This window comes from Flavobacterium saccharophilum (assembly GCF_900142735.1).
In the GTDB taxonomy this organism is placed as follows: Bacteria; Bacteroidota; Bacteroidia; order Flavobacteriales; family Flavobacteriaceae; genus Flavobacterium; species Flavobacterium saccharophilum.
This window is the reverse complement of sequence record NZ_FRBY01000001.1, coordinates 316,302-340,315: the sequence shown is the minus strand read 5'-3', so window position 1 is coordinate 340,315 and position 24,014 is coordinate 316,302. Positions and strand designations below refer to the sequence as shown.

Below are 24,014 nucleotides of genomic sequence, written 5' to 3'. Positions count from 1 at the left end.
TATTAAACATGTATAATACTTCTTTTATTAAGAAAATTCTATTAGTTGCAACGGTTGTTCTTTTATATTCTTGCGATAAAGATTTTAATGCGATTGGTGATGATTTGATCGGAGATAATCATTTCGATCTTCAGGGTGAAAAATATGATGTATTGGCTTATAATCAGGAAGTAACACCAGTACAGTCAAATGCATTGGCAGTTAATGGTTTGGGAATTTATGATAATCCTGTTTTGGGTACAACTACTGGTAATTTTGCAACGCAGCTTACAATGGCTACCTACGCGCCAACTATCGGTGCAGAAGCTGTTGTTGATAGTGTAATGTTAAGTATTCCTTATTTTAAGCATGTAAAAAGTGTAGAAACGAATGGGAGTACTATCTATGAATTAGATTCTATTTTTGGATCACCTGAAGGGAAGCTTAAGTTAAGTATTTACGAATCCGGAGTTCAGATGCGTACTTCTTTTTATGATAATGGGTCGCAAATGGCACAATTATATTATACAGATCAAAATGCTGATTTTGATAATTTTAAGAAAGGAGATCGTTTGAATGATAACAACGAAAATAAGAATGAGCAAAATGATAAGTTCGGTTTTAGTGCTAAAGAGATTATTCAAGTAACAAAAGACGATGCTGACAAAAAAGTAATTACAAGAGTTGCGCCTGAAATGCATTTGAAATTAAATAATACTTTTTTCCAGGATAAAATTTTGAATGCACCTGCTGATAAGCTTGCAAACGCAAATGTTTTTCAGGAATATTTCAGAGGGTTGTATTTTAAAGTAGAAAAATCTGAAAGCAGCCCTAGTAATATGGCATTATTAGATTTTGCGAAAGGTAAAATAACGATTTATTATAAGGCTAAAACAGCTATTACAACCGACTTAGAGACTGTTAAGGAGAATAAAACTCTTGACATTAGCTTAGGCGGGGGCGCAACTGCCAGTTTATTGAATGATGTTAAGAATGTTAATTATGATACTGCAATAAAGAATCCTGACAATGTAAATGGAGATGAAAAACTTTATTTAAAAGGAGGTCAGGGATCACTTGCTGTTATAGATCTTTCAGCTTTTGGTACTAAGTTGGCTGAAATCAGAGAAAATAAGTGGATGGTTAACGAGGCAAATCTGGTATTCTATATCGATGCTGATAAGATGACTGGAGCAGAGGAGCCAAAAAGAGTGTATTTGTATGATCTAACAAATAATATTCCCGTGATTGATTATGCTGATGGAACCAGCGGATTTTTGGGTAGTGATTCTAAAGCAACAAGATATATTTTTGGTGGTATAATTGAAACTGATGCAACAACTAAACGAGGAAAATCATACAAGGTTAGAATTACAAATCATATCAGGAATCTTATTAAAGATGCTACTGCCACTAATGTAAAGTTAGGTTTAGTTGTAACAGAGGACATTAGTATTTTTGCTTCAAATAAACTTAAATTAAAGAACAGTGTTATTTCAGAGGCTCCAAAAGGATCAGTTACGAGTCCGTTAGGAACAATCTTGTACGGAAGCAAAGCTTCTGTTCCGGAAGCTCAAAGGCTAAGGCTTGAAGTTTACTACACGAAACCAAATTAATAAATAATATATGTGTGGAATTGTTGGATATATCGGCCATCGAGAGGCGTATCCTATTATTATAAAAGGATTAAAGCGGCTCGAATACAGAGGGTATGATAGTGCGGGTGTTATGTTATATGACAACTCAGGCATTAAACTTTGTAAAACAAAAGGAAAGGTTTCGGATCTTGAAGCTAAAGCAAAAGATGGTTTTACGACAAACGGAACTATTGGAATAGGACACACTCGTTGGGCAACTCATGGAGTTCCAAATGATGTAAATTCGCATCCGCATCTTTCTAATTCTGGTGAATTAGTGATTATTCACAATGGAATTATCGAGAATTATGCGCCTCTTAAAGAGGAATTGATAAAAAGAGGGTATACTTTTAAATCGGATACTGATACTGAAGTTTTAGTGAACTTAATTGAAGAAGTTCAAAAAAATGAAAACATAAAGTTAGGGAAAGCAGTGCAAATTGCTTTGAATCAGGTTGTAGGAGCATATGCAATTGCCGTTTTTGATAAGAAAAACCCGGATGAAATTGTTGCTGCAAGATTAGGAAGTCCACTGGCTATTGGTGTTGGTGAAGGAGAATATTTTATTGCTTCTGATGCTTCTCCTTTTATTGAGTATACTTCAAATGCAATTTATCTTGAAGATGGTGAAATGGCAAACATTAGATTGCATAAGCCTCTTAAAGTTAGAAAAATTAAAGATGACTCTTTGGTTGATCCTTATATTCAGGAGCTTCAAATGAATTTGGAGCAAATTGAAAAAGGAGGTTATGATCATTTCATGTTGAAAGAGATCTACGAACAGCCAAGTGTTATTAAAGATACTTACAGAGGAAGACTTCATGCAAATGAAGGAATTGTTCAAATGGCAGGTGTTGAAGATAATCTTGAAAAATTCTTAAATGCTAAACGAATTCTGATTGTTGCTTGTGGTACTTCATGGCATGCAGGATTAGTTGCAGAATATATTTTTGAAGAGTTTACGCGTATTCCTGTAGAAGTAGAATATGCTTCTGAATTCAGATATAGAAACCCGATTATAAATAAGGATGATGTTGTAATTGCGATTTCTCAATCGGGAGAAACTGCTGATACAATGGCGGCTATTAAGTTGGCTAAAGAAAACGGAGCTTTTGTTTTTGGAGTTTGTAATGTTGTAGGTTCTTCTATTTCGAGAGAAAGTCATGCTGGAGCTTATACACATGCAGGACCAGAAATTGGAGTTGCATCAACTAAAGCTTTTACCACTCAAATCACAGTTTTAACTATGATTGCCTTGAGGTTGGGGAAAGCAAAAGGAACGTTGTCAAATCCTGATTTTCATGCATATTTGCAAGAATTAGAATTGATTCCGCAAAAAGTTGCTGAAGCATTAGAAACAAACGATAGAGCAAAAGAAATAGCTGCAGCTTTTAAAGATGCGCCAAATTGTTTGTACTTAGGTAGAGGATATAATTTTCCAGTTGCTCTGGAAGGAGCTTTAAAATTAAAAGAGATCTCCTATATTCATGCTGAAGGCTATCCGGCTGCAGAAATGAAACACGGGCCAATTGCTTTGATTGATGAGCATATGCCAGTAATTGTAATTGCGCCTAAACAAGGACATTACGATAAAATTGTAAGCAATATTCAGGAAATTAAATCAAGAAGTGGTAAAATTATTGCCGTAGTTACTAAAGGTGATACACAAGTGCGTGAATTAGCTGATTATGTTATTGAAGTTCCTGAAACATCGGATGCATTGTCTCCGCTTATTACTACAATACCTTTGCAATTGCTTTCGTATTATATTGCAGTTATGAGAGGTTGTAATGTTGATCAACCGCGTAACTTAGCTAAATCGGTTACGGTAGAATAAAGTTTATAATTCATTATATGTTAAAAAAGCGAGATTTATGTCTCGCTTTTTTTTATTATCATATTTTTTTTCTTACCCCTCTATTTTTATTATATCCTCATTTTTTTTCTTAATTTTTATATGTATGCATACTATTTTGGTTTTGTGAAGCTTTGTTGTTGCTGTTAATTTAATAAAACACAATGTGAAAATGTTAAAATAGTTACCAAAAACATGCATTATATTAATTTTTTTTAAGGTTTTTTTAGTAATCTCAAAAATATTTGTATTTTGGCTAGATAAACTAACCAAAAAACTAACCCACATGAGAGTGTATTTGCTAATTATGTTGTTTTTCTGCGTCGCGTCCTTTGCGCAGAATACAATTACTGGTTCTGTTACCGATAGTAACAAACAATCTATTCCTGGTGCCAATATAAATGTGGTTGGAAGTTCTACCGGAACTTCAACAGACTTTGATGGTACTTTTAAATTAAACACTACTGCAAAACCACCTTTTTCAATTAAGGTATCGGCAATAGGTTTTGAGACTAAAACAATCAGTGTTACATCTCTAAATCAAAAAATTGATGTAGTTCTGAAAGACGAAGAAACTAAATTGGATGAAATTGTAGTCTCGGCTTCGAGAACTCCTGAAAGAGTAATTGAATCGCCAGTAACTATTGAAAGAATGGGGATTCAAGAAATTAAAAATACAACTGCGCCAACTTTTTATGATGGTTTGGAAAATTTAAAAGAGGTGAATTTTAATACGAGTAGTATCTCTTTTAAGTCGATCAATACACGTGGTTTTGCTTCTGTGGCAAATACACGTTTTATGCAGTTGGTTGACGGAATGGATAATTCATCTCCCGCATTAAACTTTGTTTTAGGGAACTTAGTTGGTATTTCTGATATAGATGTGGCAAATGTTGAGTTGTTGCCAGGTGCTTCTTCTGCGCTTTATGGAGCGAATGCCTTTAATGGTATTATGTTTATGAACAGTAAAAGTCCTTTTACAAATGAAGGAATTAGTGTTTACTACAAATATGGACAAACTAGTCAGGATGCAGCAGGAACAAATGATTATAACGATTTTGGAATTAGAGCAGCAAAAGCATTTACAAAGCATTTTGCATTAAAAGCGAATTTCACTTATATGGAGGCATCGGAATGGATTGCCGCTGATAAAAGAAGTATGACTGGGGGTTCTGAAGGTCATGCAATGAATCAAAATTATGATGGATTAAATATTTACGGAGACGAGGTAACTACTTTTATTCCGAATGTAGGGCAGGTTAGTAGAACTGGATATCGTGAGCAGGATTTAACAGATAATAAGGTTAAAAATATAAAAGCAGATTTCGCTGCCCATATTAAGCCTTTTGCTGACGATACAGAAGTTATTTTGCAGTATAAAATTGGTTTAGGTAGTACAATCTATCAGGGAGCTAACAGATATGCGTTAAAAGATTTCATGATGCAACAAGCAAAAATTGAAGTGAAGGGGAAAAACTTTTTTGCACGATTTTATGTAACTGATGAAGATGCTGGAAATTCTTACGATATGAGATTTGCGGCATGGAACGTAAATAGAGCAGCAAAATCTGATCAGGAATGGTTTACAAATTATGCGACGGCTTATCAGTTTTCTGGGGCTGTTATGGGAACTAATGCAAATGAATCTGCTGCAATTGCAAGAAATTTTGCTGATTATAATGTGCTTCCAGGTGCTCTTTCTTTTATACCTAAACCAACAGGTTCGCCAAGATTTGAACCAGGTTCGGCTCAGTTTAATAATGCGTTAAAAGCAGTGATTTCTAATCCTGATTTAACGCAAGGTGCTAAGTTTATTGATCATTCAAAATTATATCATTCTGATGTGAATTATAATTTCAGGGATATGATTAAATGGGCAGAGGTTCAGGTTGGTGGTTCCTGGAGAAAGTATATAATGGATTCAGAAGGGACAATCTTTACGGATTATGATGGGCCAATTGATTATAAAGAATACGGTGCATATGCGCAATTGCAAAAAAAGTTCATGGATGATCGTTTAAAATTTACTGGGTCATTACGTTATGATAAGAGTCAGAACTTTGATGGTAACCTTTCTCCAAGAGTTTCATTTGTTTATTCTGCAGGTGAGTCTAAAAGACATAATTTCAGATTGTCTTATCAAACAGGTTTCCGCAACCCAACAACACAAGATCAATATATTGGTTTAGATTTAGGGCCATTCGCGTTAATTGGTTCTGCTGCTGAAAATTTAGATCGTTTTCAGGAGACCGTAAATGTAAGTGCAGCTGGACAAGCAATTGCAGGACAGCCGGCAACTATTGGTATGTCTGGTCAAAATGCTTATCGTAATGCATATACAGTTGCTTCTGTTCAGGCCTTTGCCGCTTCTGCAAATCCTGCAGATCTTCAGGTTGCTAATATTGGCTTAGTAAAACCGGAGCAGGTTCAGGCTTTTGAAATCGGCTATCGTTCAGTAGTTCAGAATGATTTATCAATCGATTTAAATGCTTATTATAATATTTATAATGATTTCATGAATACAGCGAGAGTAATTTCTCCTTATTATGGGACAGTAGGGACTGATTCTTCTAATCCGGCAGTGCAGCAAACTTATCAGGCGTTAGCATTTGGAGACAGAAGAGTTTATCAGGTATATACAAATACTACTGCAGAAGTTTCTTCATTAGGTTTTGGAGTTGGTTTATCCAAAAAAGTTTATAAAGACTTTGAAATTGGTGCGAATTACAACTATGCTCAATTTGATTTTGATCAATCAGAGGATCCTAGTTTTATTGCAGGATTTAATACGCCAAAACACAGAATTAAGGCTTCTCTTGGAAATGCTAAAGTGATTAAAAATTTAGGCTTTAATTTGAATGTGAGATGGAACTCAGAATATTTATGGCAATCTTCTTTTGGAGACGGTATGATTCCTGAAAATACAGTTCTTGATGCACAGGTGAACTATGCTTTTCCAAAACTTAAGTCGGTTATTAAAGTTGGGGCAACTAACCTTTTTGGATCAGATTATCTTCAGGTAATTGGTGCTGGAGCAATTGGTCAAATGTGGTTTGCTTCATGGACGATTAATCCATAATTGTAACAAGTTAGTATGATGAAGTAGGGTTTTCTTTCTGTTTATTCAGTAAAAAATGAAATAGAAAGAAGTAATAATTTTAAACTTTAATGACATGAAAAAAAATATAAAATGGCTTTTATTGGTTTCTTTAACCTTTATGGCATGTAATAATGATGAAAGTGACGCACCTGCAGAGGTTCCAGTTGTTCCTGGATCAGCAGTTTTTACAAAATATGTTGCCCTTGGGGATTCTTTTGCAGCGGGATATAGTGATAATGCGCTCTTTAAAAAAGGACAGGAAGGGGCTTATACTAATATTTTAGCGCAACAATTTGTTGCGGCTGGCGGAGGTGCATTTGCGACACCATTCATGAATGATAATATTGGTGGTTTGTTATTGGGAGGAAATGTGATTGCAGGGACACGTCTTTATTTTATCGGCGAAACTCTTTCTCCGACAAATGTTCCTGGAAAACCAACGACTGAGGTTACATCTCATCTTACAGGTACATTTGGTAATCTAGGAGTTCCGGGTGCTAAAAGTTTTCATTTATTAGCTGCTGGTTATGGAAACGTTGCTGGTGTGGCTACTGGTGCTGCAAATCCATATTTTGCCAGATTTTCCAGTGCGCCGGGAACTACGGTTTTGGCTGATGCAATTGCTCAAGATCCAACGTTTTTCTCTTTGTTTATAGGAGGAAATGATGTTTTAGCATATGCAACTTCTGGGGGAACAGGAAAAGATCAAACAGGAAATATGAATTTGGCTACATATGGAAGTAGTGATATTACGGATCCAACCGTTTTTGCAAGCGTATTTAATAATTTAGTTACAGGTCTAACGGCTAAAGGAGCAAAAGGGGTAGTGGCAAATTTACCATATATTACAGCATTGCCTTATTTTACTACTGTTCCGTACAATCCGCTTACACCAAAAATCCTTGGAGGAGGGAATGAAGCGGTAGGTAAAGCGACAATACAAGCGTTGAATGCGCAACTATATGGTCCGTTAAAACAAGCATTAACTGCTTTTAACGCGGGAGACAGGATTAATTTGTTGTCTGAAACGGCTACAAATCTTCCGCTTTTAATAAAAGATGAGAGTTTGACAAATTTATCCGTGCAGTTAACAGCAGCATTTACTCCAACATTAGGGGCACAAACGGCTGCATTTTATGGTGCAGTATTTGGACAGGCCAGACAGGCTAAAGCGACAGATTTAGTAGTTTTAACAACGAGACCAGACATTGGTACGGCTCCAACGGCTGCAAATTCAGGTTTAGGAATTGCACCGCCAGCTCCTTTAAATAAATTTGGGATAACTTATCCATTACAAGATAAACACGTGTTAATTCCAACAGAAGCTGCTGAAGTTAAAAAAGCTACGGATGCATACAATGTAACAATTGAGACAGTGGCTAAAGAAAAAGGCTTAGCTTTTGTTGATACAAGAGCAACCCTGACACAATTAGCTAGTGGGGGAATTAGATTTGGAAATTTCACTATGTCGTCTTCATTTGCTACAGGAGGTGCTTTCTCTTTAGATGGAGTTCATCCAAGTGCAAGAGGATATGGATTGATTGCTAATATTTTTATAGATGCAATTAATGCAAAATATGGTTCAACATTGCGTCGTGTTGATTTGGCTTTGTATCCAATTCAGTTTCCGCAAGTAATTCAGTAAAGCCAATTTTTTTTAGTAAGAAAGTCACTCGTTTCTAAAATGCAGTGGCTTTTTTTATTTCCATAAAAAAATGCCATTTTAGATATTTTTGACCTCTCTTTTAGGAATCAAACAAAATCATAGTATTTTTTATGAAAAAAAAATTGATTTTATATTTTAAAAAATTATCTTTGCGCTCTGAAAAAAGAGGTATTTTCGATAAACCTAAATAGCTATTTAATAAATACATAAGTAATGTCAAAAGTAATAGGAAAAGTTGCTCAAATCATTGGACCAGTAGTTGACGTAGTTTTCAACGGTAAGGATGTTGAACTTCCAAAAATTTATGATTCACTAGAAGTCACTAAAAAAGATGGAACTTTATTAGTTCTAGAAGTACAATCTCACATTGGAGAAAACACTGTTCGTACAATCTCTATGGACTCTACAGACGGTTTGTCTAGAGGATATGAAGTAGTTGGAACTGGTAATCCAATCCAAATGCCAATCGGTCCAGATGTATATGGAAGATTATTCAATGTAATTGGAGATGCAATTGATGGTTTAGGAAACTTGCCAAAAACAGGAGAAAACGGTTTGTCTATTCACAGACAAGCGCCTAAATTCGAAGATTTATCAACTTCATCTGAAGTTTTATTCACAGGTATTAAAGTAATCGATTTGATTGAGCCTTATGCAAAAGGAGGAAAAATTGGATTGTTTGGTGGTGCTGGTGTTGGTAAAACAGTATTGATTCAGGAGTTGATCAACAATATCGCAAAAGGTCACGGTGGACTTTCAGTATTCGCAGGAGTAGGTGAAAGAACACGTGAAGGAAATGACTTGCTTCGTGAGATGTTAGAGTCAGGAATTATTAAATACGGTGATGATTTCATGCACTCTATGGAAAATGGAGGATGGGATTTATCTAAAGTAGATATGCCAGGAATGAGAGAGTCTAAAGCTACTTTCGTTTTCGGACAAATGAATGAGCCTCCTGGAGCTCGTGCACGTGTGGCACTTTCAGGATTATCTATCGCTGAGTATTTCCGTGATGGAGCTGGATCAGACCAAGGTAAAGATGTATTATTCTTCGTTGATAATATTTTCCGTTTTACACAAGCAGGTTCTGAGGTATCAGCACTTTTAGGTCGTATGCCTTCTGCAGTAGGATACCAACCAACTTTGGCAACAGAGATGGGAGCTATGCAAGAGCGTATTACATCTACAAACAAAGGATCTATTACATCTGTACAGGCGGTTTACGTTCCTGCGGATGACTTAACTGACCCGGCACCAGCAACAACGTTTGCTCACTTAGATGCTACTACTGTATTGTCTCGTAAAATTGCTGAGTTAGGTATTTATCCTGCGGTTGACCCGTTAGATTCTACTTCAAGAATTTTGACTCCTCAAATTTTAGGAAATGAGCACTACGACTGTGCACAAAGAGTAAAAGAGATTCTTCAAAAATACAAACAATTGCAAGATATTATTGCGATCCTTGGTATGGAAGAGTTATCTGAAGAAGATAAATTATCAGTATCAAGAGCACGTCGTGTTCAACGTTTCTTATCTCAACCTTTCCACGTAGCGGAGCAATTTACAGGTATTCCTGGAGTTTTGGTTGACATTAAAGATACTATCAAAGGATTCAACATGATTATCGACGGTGAGTTAGATCATCTTCCAGAAGCAGCTTTCAACTTGAAAGGTTCTATTCAGGATGCTATCGAAGCTGGAGAAAAAATGTTAGCTGAAGCGTAATTGGTTGTTAGTTGTTAGTTGTCAGTTGTTAGAAAGCAACCATCAACCATCAACGACCAACTATTAACTAAAAAAAATATGATTTTAGAAATAGTATCACCAGAAGCAAAATTATTTTCAGGAGAAGTAACATCGGTTACATTACCTGGAGTTGATGGAAGCTTTCAAATATTGAACAATCACGCTCCTATTGTTTCTATTTTAGAAAAAGGAACTATTAAAATTGCAGCGTCAAGTTTCAATTTTTCTAAAGATGTAGCGGATAAATTCACGAAAGTAAATGACCAAACCTATACATTAGAGATCACGTCAGGTACTATCGAAATGAAAGACAATAAAGTAATTGTTTTAGTTGACTAAGATAATTTCAAAATAAATGAAAAAGCCAAACAGAAATGTTTGGCTTTTTTTATTTTTGATAAAATGGAGAATAATCAAAAAGATAAGTTAGTTTATATTTCAAAAAGACCATTTTGGCACTACTTAATTGCAACAGTATTTTATTTTGTTATTGTTTTAATGGTGCTTAAGATGTATGAACTTTTTTATTTAGGTGATGTTCTAAATGGATTGAAATTTGGACTGGCTATCTTAGTTATGTTTGTATGTGCAGCCGGATTAACGTTTGTCAAAAAAGTATATACAAATTCGGATTTAAAAATCGTCAAATTTAATTTTACATTATTTCGGATACAATTAGGTAAAGACGATGTTTTTAATGATGTGAAATATATTTCGGTCTATAAAAATTACTCGGATAGAGATTATGAGATTAAAATCTGGCTTTCAGATACTAAAAATAAAAAAGTGTCAGTTCATTTAGATGTAGCATCGGCTTTTAATCTTGCTAATTCTATCGCTGATGGTTTGGAGGTAGATCTTCTTGATGCTACTGAAAAAGGAAATTTTAAATGGGTTGATAAAGACAATCTCAAATAGTTTAATCTTTAATTTCATAACTTTGCTTTTATGAAATTACCTGAAAATCTTATTCAAAAGCTTGAAACCCGCAAGCAAAACAATGCGTTAAGACAATTGCCAAGTTTTAATAATCTTGTCGATTTTTCTTCAAACGACTATATTGGATTTTCAAGATCTGAAGCTATTTTTAAATTGGCGCATCATTATTTGATCGAAAATGATATTGTTCAAAATGGCGCGACAGGTTCTCGTTTAATTTCAGGGAATCATTCTTTATATCAAATTGCAGAAACTTTCATTGCTGAATTTCACGACGCTGAGTCGTCTTTAATTTTTAATTCGGGTTACGATGTCAATGTTGGGTTTTTTAGCGCTGTACCGCAGCGAAATGATGTTATTTTGTATGATGAGCTAAGTCATGCTTCCATTCGTGACGGAATCACAATGTCGAATGCCAAATCATACAAATTTAATCATAACGATTTTGAGGATTTAGAGCGACTCATCTTAAAATTCCCTGATACAACTATCTACATCGTTACTGAAACCGTTTTTTCTATGGACGGTGATAGTCCAAACCTGGAAGAATTGGTTATGCTTTCTGAAAAATACAATTGCTATCTGGTTGTCGATGAAGCCCATACTTTGGGTGTTTTCGGAGAGAAAGGGGAGGGCTTAACACAATACCTGAATTTACACCATAGAATTTTTGCGCGTATTATGACTTTCGGAAAAGGTTTGGGGTGTCACGGAGCCGTAGTTTTGGGAAGTCAGGAACTTAAAGAATATCTGGTAAACTTCGCCAGAAGTTTTATTTACACAACAGGATTGTCTCCACATTCTGTCGCAACAATTTTGGTGGCTTATCAGTCTTTAGAAATTGAAAAGGAAAATATTGAGAAACTTCGTCAAAACATTGTATTCTTCAATCAGCAGAAAAATTTATTAGGCTTAAAGCCGATGTTTGTGCGAAGCAAATCGGCTATTCAGTCCGCTATTGTTCCCGGAAATGAAAAAGTAAAACAATTAGCACAGCAACTACAAGATAAAGGATTTGATGTAAAACCAATTCTTTCTCCAACCGTTCCCGAGGGTCAGGAGCGACTTCGTTTTTGCATTCATAGCTATAATTCAGAAGAAGAAATTAATCAGATTTTAGAATTATTAAGAAATTTCGTATTTTAGCCCGCGGATGAAACAGGTTTAACGGATTACCGCTGCTTATTATGGGAGATTTAATGCACAAAGAAATTTCGAAACCAATTTTGAAGATTTTTTATGATGTTTATAATGAACTTGGTTATGGTTTTCTGGAGAAGTCTATCAGAATGCAATGTACTTCGAATTAAAAGCGCAAGGTTATAAAGTAGAAGCTCAGAAACAAATAAAAGTTTATTTCAGAAATCAATTAGTTGGCGAGTTTTATGCTGATTTACTAATTGAAGATACAATAATTGTTGAACTCAAGGCTTGCGAATATCTTATAAGTTCGCATATTGCTCAGTTGATCAATTATTTAAAGTCTACTCAAATTGAAGTTGGTTTACTTCTCAATTTTGGAGAAACTCCAGATTTTAAACGTTTAGTTTATACAAATAACAGAAAGTCAAACTTAAAAATCAGTGACAATCAGTTTAAATCCGTTTAATCTGTGGCCATTTTTTCTCTGTGAAACAGCCTGTATTTGCTCACTTTTAAAAAACTTTTAAATTTTTTGTAACGTTTTGATTATTCGATTACTTACGAGTCGTAATCAAATAATAGGGTTTTAATCATCAACTTAAATCACAACCAAATGAAAAATTTATTCAAATCAGCAGTTACAGCTATCGTACTTATTTTTAGTCTTTCAATTCAGGCACAGACAAAATCTCCAAAACTTGAAAACTCGCTTTTGTGGGAAGTCTCAGGAAACGGATTAGAAAAACCTTCTTATTTGTATGGAACCATTCACATGATTTGTGGAAGCGATTTTTTTATGTCAGAAAAAGCAAAAAAAGCATTCGAATCTTCAAATAAATTAGTTTTAGAAATCAATTTTGCAGATCCCAACGAAATGAGTGATATCCAAAAAATGGCGATGGGAAAAGAACCTTTAAGTAAAAAATTAAGCCCGGAACAGTTGTCCCGATTAGATGCGATTTTGAAAAAGGAAACCGGAATGACAGTACAACAAGTTGATGGTTTTAGTCTGATGACCGTAATGAGTTTGATCTCCATGAAAAGTTTTGGCTGTACTGATCTGAAATTTTACGAAATGGAATTTATTGAACAGGCTAAAAAAAGAAATATTGAAGTAGGCGGTCTTGAAACTGTTAAGTCGCAATTTTCAATTCTTGAAAATGCCTATTCTAATGATGAAATGATTGACTTACTAAGCGAGTCAACTCCGGAAGAAACGACTAAATTAGTATCTCTTTATAAAGGGGAGAATGTGGATGGAGCCTATGCCATTGCCACAGATTTGAAATTTACCAGTGAGAAAACTAAAAAAGCGATTCTTGATGATCGAAATAAAAATTGGGTAAAAGATATGCCCGAAGTAATGAAAAAAGAAAGTGCATTTTTTGCCGTTGGAGCAGCGCATTTAGGTGGGGAAGAAGGAGTAATTAATTTGTTAAGAAAAGCGGGATATAAAGTAAAACCAATATTGAAATAAGATTGTTTTGAAAGAAAAAGAGCAAGAATTTTTAAACCGGATAGAAAAACACAAAGGAATTTTGTACAAAGTCTCTAAGATGTACATGGATAACCATGATGATCAACAGGATTTGTTTCAGGAAATTGTTTGTCAGCTTTGGAAATCGTACGATACTTTTCGGAATGAAAGTCAGTTTTCTACCTGGATGTATCGGGTTGCTGTAAATACTGCAATTGTTTTCCTCAGAAAAGAAAAGCGTAAAGTTGATAAATATGAAATTGCTTCGGAGAATATTAAGGATGATGAAAGCGATTCGCATATCAAAGAAAGTCAGCTGGATCATTTTTACAAAGCAGTTCAGAAATTGGAAAAAATTGACAAAGCGATTATTTTCTATCAGTTGGAAGGTTTCTCCCATAAAGAAATTGGAGAGAATCTTGGAATTTCTGAAGGGAATGCCCGCGTAAAATTAAACAGAGCAAAAGAAAAATTAAAAGAAATTATTAAAAATCAAGGATATGGATTTTAACGATATACAAAACGCATGGAAAAACGAACAAACTGAAAATGTTGTTCTTCCAAATAATTTAGAAAAAATACAATCGGCCAAGACGCCTTTGGATAAAATTAGGAAAAACTTAAAAAACGAATTTATTTATCAAATCATTTCAATTGTTTTGATTGGACTAGCCCCTTTTTTATTGCATTTTCCAGCTAAAGGAGTGATTTTGTTTTACCTGCTATTTAGCCTTTTTGTGGCAGTTTGTGTTTACTATTTTATCAAGTTTTACTTTTTTTATAAAAGACTGAACACAATTACGTTAAAAACAAAAGACAGTTTATATGAAACTTATTTTGATATCAGGCTGAATATGGAATTGTATAAGACCTTCGGATTTGCCTTGACGCCTTTTTTAATTTTATATTTCATTGGGTTTTTTTACTATGAATTTTCTAAAATTCCAGGTTTTTTTGCCGATGGATTTACAAATTATCAATTAATAGGATTGTTTTCCGTTGTCGTTTTTTGTATGCTTTTTATGGGAATTTCACTGGAGTGGTGGGTTCATAAGTTTTACGGAAAATATGCCAAAGAAATTAGAAAAGTGATCGACGAACTAAAAGAAGAATAAAACACAACCCATCGTAATTGATGGGTTTGTTATTTTATTGGTATTTTTGCGTCATAGCCCGCAGATAAAAACGGATACTGCGGATTTACACAGATTATTATATTACTGTGTAGATTGAAAATTTAAAAAAATCCGCGATAATCCGTATAATCTGTGTTATCCGCGGTCTATTAATTATGAAAATATTTATAACAGGAATTTCAACTGATGTTGGTAAAACAGTAACATCAGCAATAGTAGTTGAAGCTTTAGAAGCTGATTATTGGAAACCCATTCAAGCTGGAGATTTAGACAATTCAGATAGTCATAAAGTAAAATCTCAGGTTTCAAATTCCAAATCTCAATTTTACCCAAACGCTTACCAATTAAATACACCAGCAAGTCCACATTTGGCGGCTGAAATTGATGGAATTACAATTGATTTAAAACAAATTCAGGAGCCAAAAACAGAAAATCATTTGGTTATTGAAGGTGCGGGAGGAATTTTTGTTCCCTTGAATGAAAAAGATACAATCATCGATTTGATTCAGTCAGACTATAAAGTGATTGTAGTTTCAAGACATTATCTAGGAAGCATCAATCATACTTTGTTGACTATTGAAGCGATTCAGCACAGAGGTTTTGAAGTAGCCGGAATTATCTTCAGCGGAAGCGAAAACAAATCGACCGAAAGTTTGATTCTCAATAAAACCGGAATAAAATGCATTGGAAGAATTGATGAGGAGCCGTATTTTGATCAAAACGTAATTCGGGAATACGCCGATTTGTTTCGGGAAAACTTGCTTTCGTTATAGAGTAAAGAATATAGAATAAAGAAAATAGACTTTCTTATCTTTGTCAAAACTATAGAGTATAGTCTTTATTCTATACTCTCTTTTCTATATTCTAATAAAAATGACTTTAACAGAAAAAGACAGCCAATACCTTTGGCATCCTTATACTCAGCACAAAACATCACAAACACCAATCGCCATTTCCAGAGGAGAAGGTGCATTGCTTTGGGACGAAAACAATAAAGAATATATTGATGCGATCGCATCTTGGTGGGTAAACCCATTTGGACACAGTAATAAATTTATTGCTGATGCGATTTACAAGCAATTAACAACTTTAGAACATGTTTTGTTTGGTGGTTTTACACATGAACCAGCTATAAAAGTGGCAGAGAAGCTGATCGAAATTCTTCCAAAGAATCAACAGAAAATCTTCTTTTCAGATAATGGTTCAACTGCTGTTGAAGTGGCAATCAAAGTAGCTTTGCAGTATTTTTTCAATAAAAATGAAAAACGCACCACGATAATTGCTTTTGAAAATGCCTTTCACGGAGATACTTTTGCGGCAATGGCGGCAAGTGGAATTTCGTTTTATACACAGGCTTTTCAGGGAATGTTTATTGATGTAGTTCGAATTCCGGTTCCGGTAAAAGGGCAGGAAGAAGCAAGTTTTCAAGCGTTGAAAAATGTGATTAAAACGCACAATTGCGCTGGATTTATTTTCGAGCCTTTGGTTCAGGGTGCAGCTGGAATGGTTATGTACGAACCGGAAGCCTTAGCAAAACTGATTCAGATTTGTAAGGAAAACAAAGTGTTGACAATTGCTGACGAAGTAATGACAGGCTTTGGTAAAACCGGAAAAACCTTTGCAATGGATTATGTTTCAGAAGATCCGGATATGATTTGTTTGTCAAAAGCTTTGACAGGAGGAACAATCCCGATGGCGATTACCACTTTTACACAAGATGTTTTTGATGCTTTTTATGATGATGATATTAATAAAGCATTATTCCATGGGCATACTTTTACAGCAAATCCAACAGGTTGTGCCGCAGCTTTGGCTAGTATCGATTTATTGCAGACTGACGAAATGCAAGCGAATATTGAACGAATCAATAAAAGTCATTTAGCCTTTCAGCAGAAGATTGAAAATCATGCAAAAGTAATTACGGCCAGAACATTGGGAGTTATTTTTGCAGTTGAAATCAAATCAGATGCTGAAGAAAGGTATTATGGATCCATGCGTACCAAATTGTATAATTTCTTTATTGATAAAGGCGTTATTCTGAGACCAGTAGGAAACATCGTTTACATTCTTCCTCCATACATAATGACAGACGAACAGCTTCAAAAAGTTTATAAAACAATTGAAGAAGCTATAGAAATGGTCTAATTTTGCCCACAGATTTGACGGATTAAACAGATTTACGCAGATTAATAATTAAAATCAGTGTAAATCTGTTTCATCCGCGTAATCCGCGTTCCATGTTTCCGAAAAGCTTTGCGAACTTTATACGCAATTAATTAAGACATTTTATAAACTTTTGCGACCTTTGCGGTTAAATGCAACTGGCATAAAAACAATATTTTGAATACACAAAAAATCTCCATAACAGCTTTTTCTTCTATTTCTCCTTTAGGAAATAATGCCGACGAAGTTTGGAAAAAATACCTCGATAACCAACATTGCTTTTCGAAACAATTTTTAGATCAGCAGGAAACTTCGGTAGCTGCTTTAGAGGTTGAATCGAAACAAATTGTTGCTGAGATTCGCGAATCGGATCCTAAATATAAATTTTTAGATGATTCCGTTTTGTTTGCATTGGCGGCTTCAAGAAAAGCAGTTGAGCAAGCAGGGTGGAGTTCAGAAGATATCTTCGGAATAAACATTGGATCTTCTCGCGGTGCTACTGATTTATTCGAAAAGCATTACAAAGAGTATATAGATACCGGAAAAGCGCAGACTTTAGCTTCTCCAACCACCACTTTAGGGAATGTTTCGTCCTGGATTGCTCACGATTTGCAAAGTGTGGGACCAGAAATTTCGCATTCTATTACCTGTTCAACTGCGCTTCATGCAGTATTAAATGGCGTTGCCTGGTTAAAATCCGGAATGGCAGATAAATTTTTAGTAGGGGGAAGTGAAGCCCCATTGACTGATTTTACTATTGCTCAAATGAGAGCTTTAAAAATATATTCTCGCATTAATCAAACAGAAGAAGCCTGGCCAAATCTGGCTTTTGATTTTGAGAAAACACAAAACACCATGATTTTGGGTGAAGGTGCCGCAGTTTGTTGTTTAGAAGCTGGAGAAAAAGAAAATGCAATCGCTTATATTATCGGTGTTGGTTATGCAACAGAAATTTTAGAACATAATATTTCTATTTCTGCGGAAGCAGATTGTTTTCAAAAATCGATGAAGATGGCTTTAAAGGAGGAAAATCCTGAAGATATTGATGTTATTGTAATGCATGCTCCCGGAACGATTAAAGGAGATTTAACAGAATTACGTGCGATCGAAAAAGTATTTGGCTCAAAACTGCCTTTGTTGACTACAAACAAATGGAAAATTGGGCATACGTTTGGAGCTTCGGGAATTTTGAGTTTAGAACTAGCGCTTTTGATGATGCAAAATGACACGTTTATTGGAGTGCCGTTTGGAGAAAAGCAAACACAAACTAGACCAATTAAGAAGGTAATGATTAATGCCGTTGGTTTTGGAGGAAATGCAGTAAGTATTCTGATTGAAAAGAGATAGTAAGATTTTAGATTTTACACACAAAAAAACTCCTTTTGCATAGCAAAAGGAGTTTTTTTGTGTTCATAGGTTTTATTTATTGAAATACAATTTTCTTGGTTACGACAAATTCATTTTCTAGAGTCACTTTCACCAATAGAACCTGATTGGCTGCTTGAAGAGCTGATATCAGAAGTTCAGTTGAACCAATTTTGTTTTTGCTTTGAAGCTGTTTTCCGTTTATATCAAAAATGGTTACTTCTTTAATGTTTTCTTCTGCCGATGTAACTTTTATCACTTTATCTTTCACAGAAACTAATAGTCCGTTTTCGATATTTTCGAAATCACCCGTTCCAAGTGTTTTGTTGGTATAACGAAGCACAAATCGATCTTCAAAAGTCCCTTTTTCAGTTGCAAACGTATAATCTGCAGCTCGTAAATCGACTGTTTTTCCAGTTGTTTTATCTTCTAAATAAACAGCTTGGGTATCAAAGAATCCGTCAGCCTCCTCGATAGATATGGTAAAATCTCCAACAATTTTACTTACATATCCTAGCGGAACAAGATCTGTGTCATTAAAAGGCAAGGCACGTCCCTGGATAGTTAATTTGTCAGTATTGTTAATACTATAAAAATCTACATATGCATTTCCACTATTAGTAGGTGCGTCATAGTTATAATCCAGGTTATCTGTGGCTCCATCAATGTAGCCAATTAGAGCTTGTTTAAAAGCACCTTCTGTATTAGAAAAATTTAACCAAAGGCGATTGTTTTCCTCAGTTGTTGTCTTTTCAGTCTTAAAAAACTGATCATTTTTACCGACCACTCTCATACCATTGGTAAACGAAATTTTATTACCTGAGTTAGGCCTGATAAAGAAAGACTCTGCAGCCGCAATATATCCTGTTGGCTTTGCATTATATCCTGGAGTATTCGAACCCTTAGTACTGCCTGTTAAGTTAAAAACGGCATAATCTGCGGTGTTGTAATAATATTTTTTATCTCCAGGAATAGAATTGACCGGAGGGCTATTGTGTGTCCAAAAATACAATGAACCTACATCAACACCTGCAATACTATTGTCATCGATGAATTTCTTGGCATTCAATGCTGAAGGATAGGGATTTCCTACCAAAATATTTTTATTTGCTTCAGGAGTTATTTGTATGGTTCCATTATTAGGCTTTCCGGTAAATGTCGCCGGGTAGACAGCAGCGGTGTTTATATCATAAGTTTGAGGTGCTCTCACAATGTAACCCATCCCAGGTTCCATAGGCAGGACTCCACTATAACTAATTTTCCATCCTGTTGATGGATTAAAGCTATAATATTTATCAGCCAAAGTAAGTGGTGAAACATCATGAAGAGTAAAGCCAGATGGACGGTTTACAGGTGTTGACCAACAAGTAAAGTCATATCGGCGTACTGGTGAAGTGTTTCTTTGCATCACAAATGAATCAAAATCTCCGGTATAAGCATCTGCTGCCACACTTGTTTGTAGTAAAGAAGCGTTGTTTTCTAGTAAAAGTTTACCACCAGCACCAACTGTAATGTTCTCATTTACCGTTAATGTTTTGTTGGAAGGAACGGTTAGTGTTATTCCCGGGTTAATTGTACAGGAACAAACTTCAAGATCTGTTTGTAAAGTTGTATTGCTTGCAATTGTTATTGCTGTTGTATTGGCGGGAGGTGTTCCTGTTCCATCGTAAATTACTGGAGTAGATTCAAATTTTATTCCCATGTATGCGTCTCCGCCATTTTCTTTTAAAAGTACCTCGACTTTCGAACTACTATTTAAAACAAATACTTCACCATTATTTATGTATTGAGGTGCCGTCTTATTGGTGGTAAGAGGGAATTTCAATACGCCGTTGACATATATTTGAACATCATCGTCATAATTTACAAGCTGTATTTTGTAGTTTCCACAAGGAAAACCCTGACGTCTGTGCGTAGTTGTAAAATTATCTATCGGCATCGGTGCTCCCTGCCATTCAGTATTAGCAGAGGGAGATTTCTCTTTAGGCCAGGATCCGGTTGTAGTAATATTTACATTAGAATCAACATAAGTACCGGCATAAACCGTTTGGCTAAGATTGAAATTATTTTGAGTAAAACCATATACATTCCAAACGTTAATACCATATGGTAAATTAAGATTATCCCCTTTTATTAATCCGTATGAAAAAGTGGCACGTGCCGCTCCTCCATTTTCATAATATTCGAAAATAAATTCATGACTGTCTGCAGTTAGCTCTATTAAAGCGCCATCAATGATGAAGCTGTGGTCGTTCCAACGTGATATAACCAATTTTCCATCTATATAAAGTCGTGCACCGTCATCTCCACCAATACTGAAATTATAAATTCCTGCAGCTGTGGTGGTTTTCATTTTATATCGGACTAGGAATTTGTCTAAAGGAGCGGGACCGCAAATGTTTATTGTAGTACCTGTTATTGCATTGTTACCAACGTTTCTGTCAAATACTTGTGATGATTCAGTAACTGTTCCAATATAAACAGTTGTGTCGTTGCCAGGTAATGCGGTAGGTTTGGGATCTGGAGCATTAGTTCCTGTCCATTTATATACATAACCAATCCAGGAGTCGTTACCAAATGCAATTTCATTACCAACCGGAGTACAAGTTTTAATTTCATAAGCACCCATGTAAGGCTTAACACGTATTGTGCCATCGATATCAGTAATAATATCAGTGATAGGGTCTCCTTTTAATATATTGTTTGCTGCATCAGTTGTATTTAAACGATAGGTAGAGGTGAAAGCAGGTGCAGTAACAACTGAGTTTGCATCTTTGATTTTCATCCAATCACTGAGTTTGTATGAGTTGTCTTGGTTACGAACTACATTGTCTGTATTACCTGATGTTACATAAAATGAATTATAATTACTAGTCAGATTAGCGTTGGCTATTTTTGAGTATAAAGCGTACTGTGTTCCGCTAGTACGGCTATTGTATAAGATATTGTTTTTTAGATCAACAGATGTAGCACCTTCAATATAAACACACGACGATCTTCCGTTATTTTGATTGGATGGAATCATTGCAATTGTGTTGTAATACAATTTGTTAATTCCATTTTTTATATAAATTCCATGACCCTTATAGTTGATGTTACTGTCGCCATTGTCGTTGGCCTGAGTATAAACATTGCTTATGATATTGTTGTAAATTGTAGTAGTGCTGGTTGCACTGTTGTCAATAAAAATACCAGCTGTATTGCTTTGGTTAGATTGGTGTGTATTGTTAACGTTATTTATTATATTGTTATAAATTGTTCCTGCCGTACTTGATCCCAGAATAGATATACCAGCCGCAGTTCTTATATTGTCATTGGAAAATTTTGTGATTCCCGAAATAGTGTTGCCGGAAACCGTATATCCATTAACATTATTTATGTAAATACCCACTGATGGTTGAATATCTGTGTTATCTGATCCCAGTTTATTTTTAGAAATAATCCAGTTGTTTCCGCCTTCGATGAAAATAGGTTGTTTGGTTTCAGTAAAAGTAATATTTGAGACCGTATTGTTTGAGTTATTGCCTGAACTGCCAATAGTGTTACCACCCGAAAAAATACCTGTTGCAAAAACATCTATAGTTTTTCCTAAGATGGTCATTTGAATATATAGGTTCTTGAAAGTATTATTATTTGCATCATTATAAAGCCAAATACCTAGTCGATTGTCATTGGCTCCGTTACTATAGTTATTAAACAATTTTAAGTTATTATCCGTAAAGGCATTATTCCCATCAATGATAACATTATCAGCACCATTTAAGGCTATCAACGCACCATTCCTAATGCTTCCGATAATACTAACGTTTTTGTTATCATTTGGTCTAATGGTAACTGTGTTCGTTGCGCTTGTGCCTGTAAACTGATTTATGGTTAACTGTGAAGCAATTGTTTGATTTTCATCGATCAGGAAAGTTACTGGTGCACTTACTCCAACATTATTAAGAGCATTAATGGCAGATTTAATAGATGTGAAATCCGAAACTGTACTATTCCCAATTATGTATGGACCAGCTAATGGCCCCATAAGTTTACCAGTGAATTTTAATGTATTTGGCAAAAATTGCCATTTAATTGCATTGAAATCGTTTCCTTTCGTATAGAAACGAACGATCAGTTTTTGAGTTGAGTTTAATGACTCGTTTATTTTAATGGTTTTATAAGGATTTCCTGAAATGGATTCTTCTGCAACTAATGGTGTGGCAGTGTTGTAAAAAGTAGATGCATCCGGAGTAGTTCCGTTCTGGGTAATGGCATATTTAGCAATATAGTTAGAAAGCCCTCCATTCGGAATACTTGATTGCTGAAGTATAAGATTTGAAATCCATATCACGTTATTGGTTGTTGGCACAATCGAAATCTCTACATATCTGTAGTGTACGTAATCTGAATTATTCCATCCTGTTACAAGTGCTCCTGTGCTGCCGTATGTTATGGGGTTTTGACCAGCATCTGATGTAAAAGAGGCGTTTTGAACATAATTTTGTTTGAAAGTGCTGTCTCCATTAGAGGTTAAAGACCATGTTGCTAAATCAATTGTTTGTGCAAATCCAAAAAAAGGCAATAGTAAAAATAAAAAAGGTAAAAGTAATTTTCGAATCATATTAAATCGTGGCATTTAATTTTAAAAAAAAATGTTTTTTTATTTTGTTTTGTTTAATGTTTGTATGCCATCAATTACTTGAAAAAGCTACATCAAAAAGAAGCCAAGTAGTCATGTTAAGTGGTTTCAATCAGGATGTTATGCTGGCATAGTATTTAACCTAGCAAAGATATATACATCTACGAGTTTCGAAAAAAGATGGTTTTAGAAATGGTAATTAATCGATGAAGTGTTTAGATTAATCGTTGAAGCGCATATTGAAAATGCGGTATCTATGGAAATTCTTATAAAATGATAAAAATAATCATAAGAAAAATCTCAGTATATTGAATAAAATCGTTTGATTTTTACAATTTTAAGCTAAAAAACGTCTAACATACTGCGTAATTCGCAAGTATTTGACATTTGTATAGGAAAGTATTTTCTGATAAATAACTTGTTTTTGAAGAAGTTGTTCTAGAGTGATTTGCAAGAAAAAAGGAAGTTATTTTAGCTCCATCTCTTTTGCTTTTTCATAAACAAAATGACTCTCATAACCACGACGAAGAAGATAGTCGCAGAACTTTTTCCTTTTCTTAAGGATATTTTTTTCTTGAATACCATCCCAACATCTTTCAGCAAGATTATTGAAGGTAGTTTCGTACTCATTAGCTGAAATTTCTTTAAGTGCCAGTGTAATATTTGTTGAAGAAATTTGTCTGGCTTTGAGTTCATTTGTAATTCTAATTTTTCCCCACGACTTCATACGATGTTTTCCTCTTGCAAAGCTGCAGGCAAATCTCGTTTCATTTAAAAAGTTCCCTTCAATTAGCTGAACAACAATAGAATCAATTTCATCCGCAGTCATTTTTAGACTGTATAATTTCGTAACCACTTCTGCATGACAGCGTTCCTGATAGGCGCAAAAGTGTTCTAATTTTACTAAAGCTTCCTTTGGAGTACAAATTGAATTCATGTGTTTTTTCTTGCTTTTTAACTATTATTGCTAAAAATAGTCATTTTGTTGTTAATTTTTTACCAATTTTATTGCTTTTTCTCAAAAAGAAAATCGGTAAAATGTTGTGTGTGTGCCGAATTATAATATTTTTGTACGGGATTATATCAAGTATAGTACTGTTTGGAAAACAGGATTTTAGCTTGATTTTTTTTCATTTTAAAAGCCAAATTTAAAGCATTGTAATAATAATGCATTGCTTTTATGTTTC

The 24,014-nt window shown here is 34.8% G+C and carries 17 protein-coding genes; 15 read left to right on the top strand and 2 right to left on the bottom strand.

The window, feature by feature from the left end:
• Positions 1–8: 8 nt before the first annotated feature.
• The 15 genes from BUA98_RS01395 to BUA98_RS01320 all read left to right on the top strand — a co-directional run bounded on the left by BUA98_RS01395 (position 9) and on the right by BUA98_RS01320 (position 18,188).
• The gene (locus BUA98_RS01395) at positions 9–1,595 is read left to right on the top strand and encodes a BamH family beta-barrel-assembly machinery protein (protein ID WP_072969880.1); all 1,587 of its coding nucleotides are present in this window, start codon (positions 9–11) and stop codon (positions 1,593–1,595) included.
• Between the two features lie 10 nt (positions 1,596–1,605).
• Positions 1,606–3,453, top strand: coding sequence for a glutamine--fructose-6-phosphate transaminase (isomerizing) (glmS, locus tag BUA98_RS01390; protein ID WP_072969879.1), 1,848 nt, complete (start codon positions 1,606–1,608; stop codon positions 3,451–3,453).
• Between the two features lie 304 nt (positions 3,454–3,757).
• Positions 3,758–6,550: a TonB-dependent receptor gene (locus BUA98_RS01380; RefSeq protein WP_072969877.1), complete on the top strand. Its 2,793-nt coding sequence runs from the start codon at positions 3,758–3,760 to the stop codon at positions 6,548–6,550.
• 94 nt (positions 6,551–6,644) lie between these two features.
• Entirely contained in the window at positions 6,645–8,216 is a 1,572-nt protein-coding gene (locus BUA98_RS01375) for an SGNH/GDSL hydrolase family protein (protein WP_072969876.1), read from the top strand.
• 234 nt (positions 8,217–8,450) lie between these two features.
• On the top strand, positions 8,451–9,962 hold the full coding sequence (gene atpD / locus BUA98_RS01370) for a F0F1 ATP synthase subunit beta (RefSeq protein ID WP_072969875.1): 1,512 nt from the start codon (positions 8,451–8,453) through the stop codon (positions 9,960–9,962).
• A 78-nt stretch (positions 9,963–10,040) separates the two neighbouring features.
• Positions 10,041–10,322, top strand: a complete 282-nt coding sequence (locus tag BUA98_RS01365; RefSeq protein WP_072970561.1) for a F0F1 ATP synthase subunit delta/epsilon — start codon at positions 10,041–10,043, stop codon at positions 10,320–10,322.
• A 63-nt stretch (positions 10,323–10,385) separates the two neighbouring features.
• A complete protein-coding gene (locus tag BUA98_RS01360) occupies positions 10,386–10,901 on the top strand; it encodes a hypothetical protein (protein WP_072969874.1) in 516 nt (171 codons plus the stop codon).
• Positions 10,902–10,931: 30 nt separating this feature from the next.
• Positions 10,932–12,068, top strand: coding sequence for an aminotransferase class I/II-fold pyridoxal phosphate-dependent enzyme (locus BUA98_RS01355; RefSeq protein WP_072969873.1), 1,137 nt, complete (start codon positions 10,932–10,934; stop codon positions 12,066–12,068).
• Positions 12,069–12,216: 148 nt separating this feature from the next.
• On the top strand, positions 12,217–12,531 hold the full coding sequence (locus tag BUA98_RS01350; protein WP_244279160.1) for a GxxExxY protein: 315 nt from the start codon (positions 12,217–12,219) through the stop codon (positions 12,529–12,531).
• A gap of 147 nt (positions 12,532–12,678) precedes the next feature.
• On the top strand, positions 12,679–13,542 hold the full coding sequence (locus tag BUA98_RS01345) for a TraB/GumN family protein (RefSeq protein WP_072969872.1): 864 nt from the start codon (positions 12,679–12,681) through the stop codon (positions 13,540–13,542).
• Between the two features lie 7 nt (positions 13,543–13,549).
• A complete protein-coding gene (locus BUA98_RS01340; RefSeq protein ID WP_072969871.1) occupies positions 13,550–14,053 on the top strand; it encodes an RNA polymerase sigma factor in 504 nt (167 codons plus the stop codon).
• Positions 14,043–14,657 (top strand): hypothetical protein, encoded by a 615-nt coding sequence (locus BUA98_RS01335; RefSeq protein ID WP_072969870.1) that lies wholly within the window; start codon positions 14,043–14,045, stop codon positions 14,655–14,657. Before BUA98_RS01340 ends, BUA98_RS01335 begins: the two co-directional genes overlap by 11 nt.
• 176 nt (positions 14,658–14,833) lie before the next feature.
• Positions 14,834–15,451, top strand: a complete 618-nt coding sequence (gene bioD / locus BUA98_RS01330; RefSeq protein ID WP_072969869.1) for a dethiobiotin synthase — start codon at positions 14,834–14,836, stop codon at positions 15,449–15,451.
• A 100-nt stretch (positions 15,452–15,551) separates the two neighbouring features.
• Positions 15,552–16,823 (top strand): adenosylmethionine--8-amino-7-oxononanoate transaminase, encoded by a 1,272-nt coding sequence (bioA, locus tag BUA98_RS01325; protein WP_072969868.1) that lies wholly within the window; start codon positions 15,552–15,554, stop codon positions 16,821–16,823.
• A gap of 195 nt (positions 16,824–17,018) precedes the next feature.
• Positions 17,019–18,188 carry a beta-ketoacyl synthase N-terminal-like domain-containing protein gene (locus BUA98_RS01320; RefSeq protein WP_072969867.1) on the top strand — a complete coding sequence of 390 codons (1,170 nt, stop codon included), beginning with the start codon at positions 17,019–17,021 and terminating at the stop codon, positions 18,186–18,188.
• Between the two features lie 76 nt (positions 18,189–18,264).
• Here the strand turns inward: BUA98_RS01320 and BUA98_RS01315 are convergent, their stop codons facing one another.
• Both BUA98_RS01315 and BUA98_RS01310 read right to left on the bottom strand, forming a co-directional pair.
• The gene (locus BUA98_RS01315; RefSeq protein WP_086065100.1) at positions 18,265–22,824 is read right to left on the bottom strand and encodes a T9SS sorting signal type C domain-containing protein; all 4,560 of its coding nucleotides are present in this window, start codon (positions 22,822–22,824) and stop codon (positions 18,265–18,267) included.
• Positions 22,825–23,293: 469 nt separating this feature from the next.
• Positions 23,294–23,764 carry a regulatory protein RecX gene (locus BUA98_RS01310; RefSeq protein WP_072969865.1) on the bottom strand — a complete coding sequence of 157 codons (471 nt, stop codon included), beginning with the start codon at positions 23,762–23,764 and terminating at the stop codon, positions 23,294–23,296.
• Between the last annotated feature and the right edge of the window lie 250 nt (positions 23,765–24,014).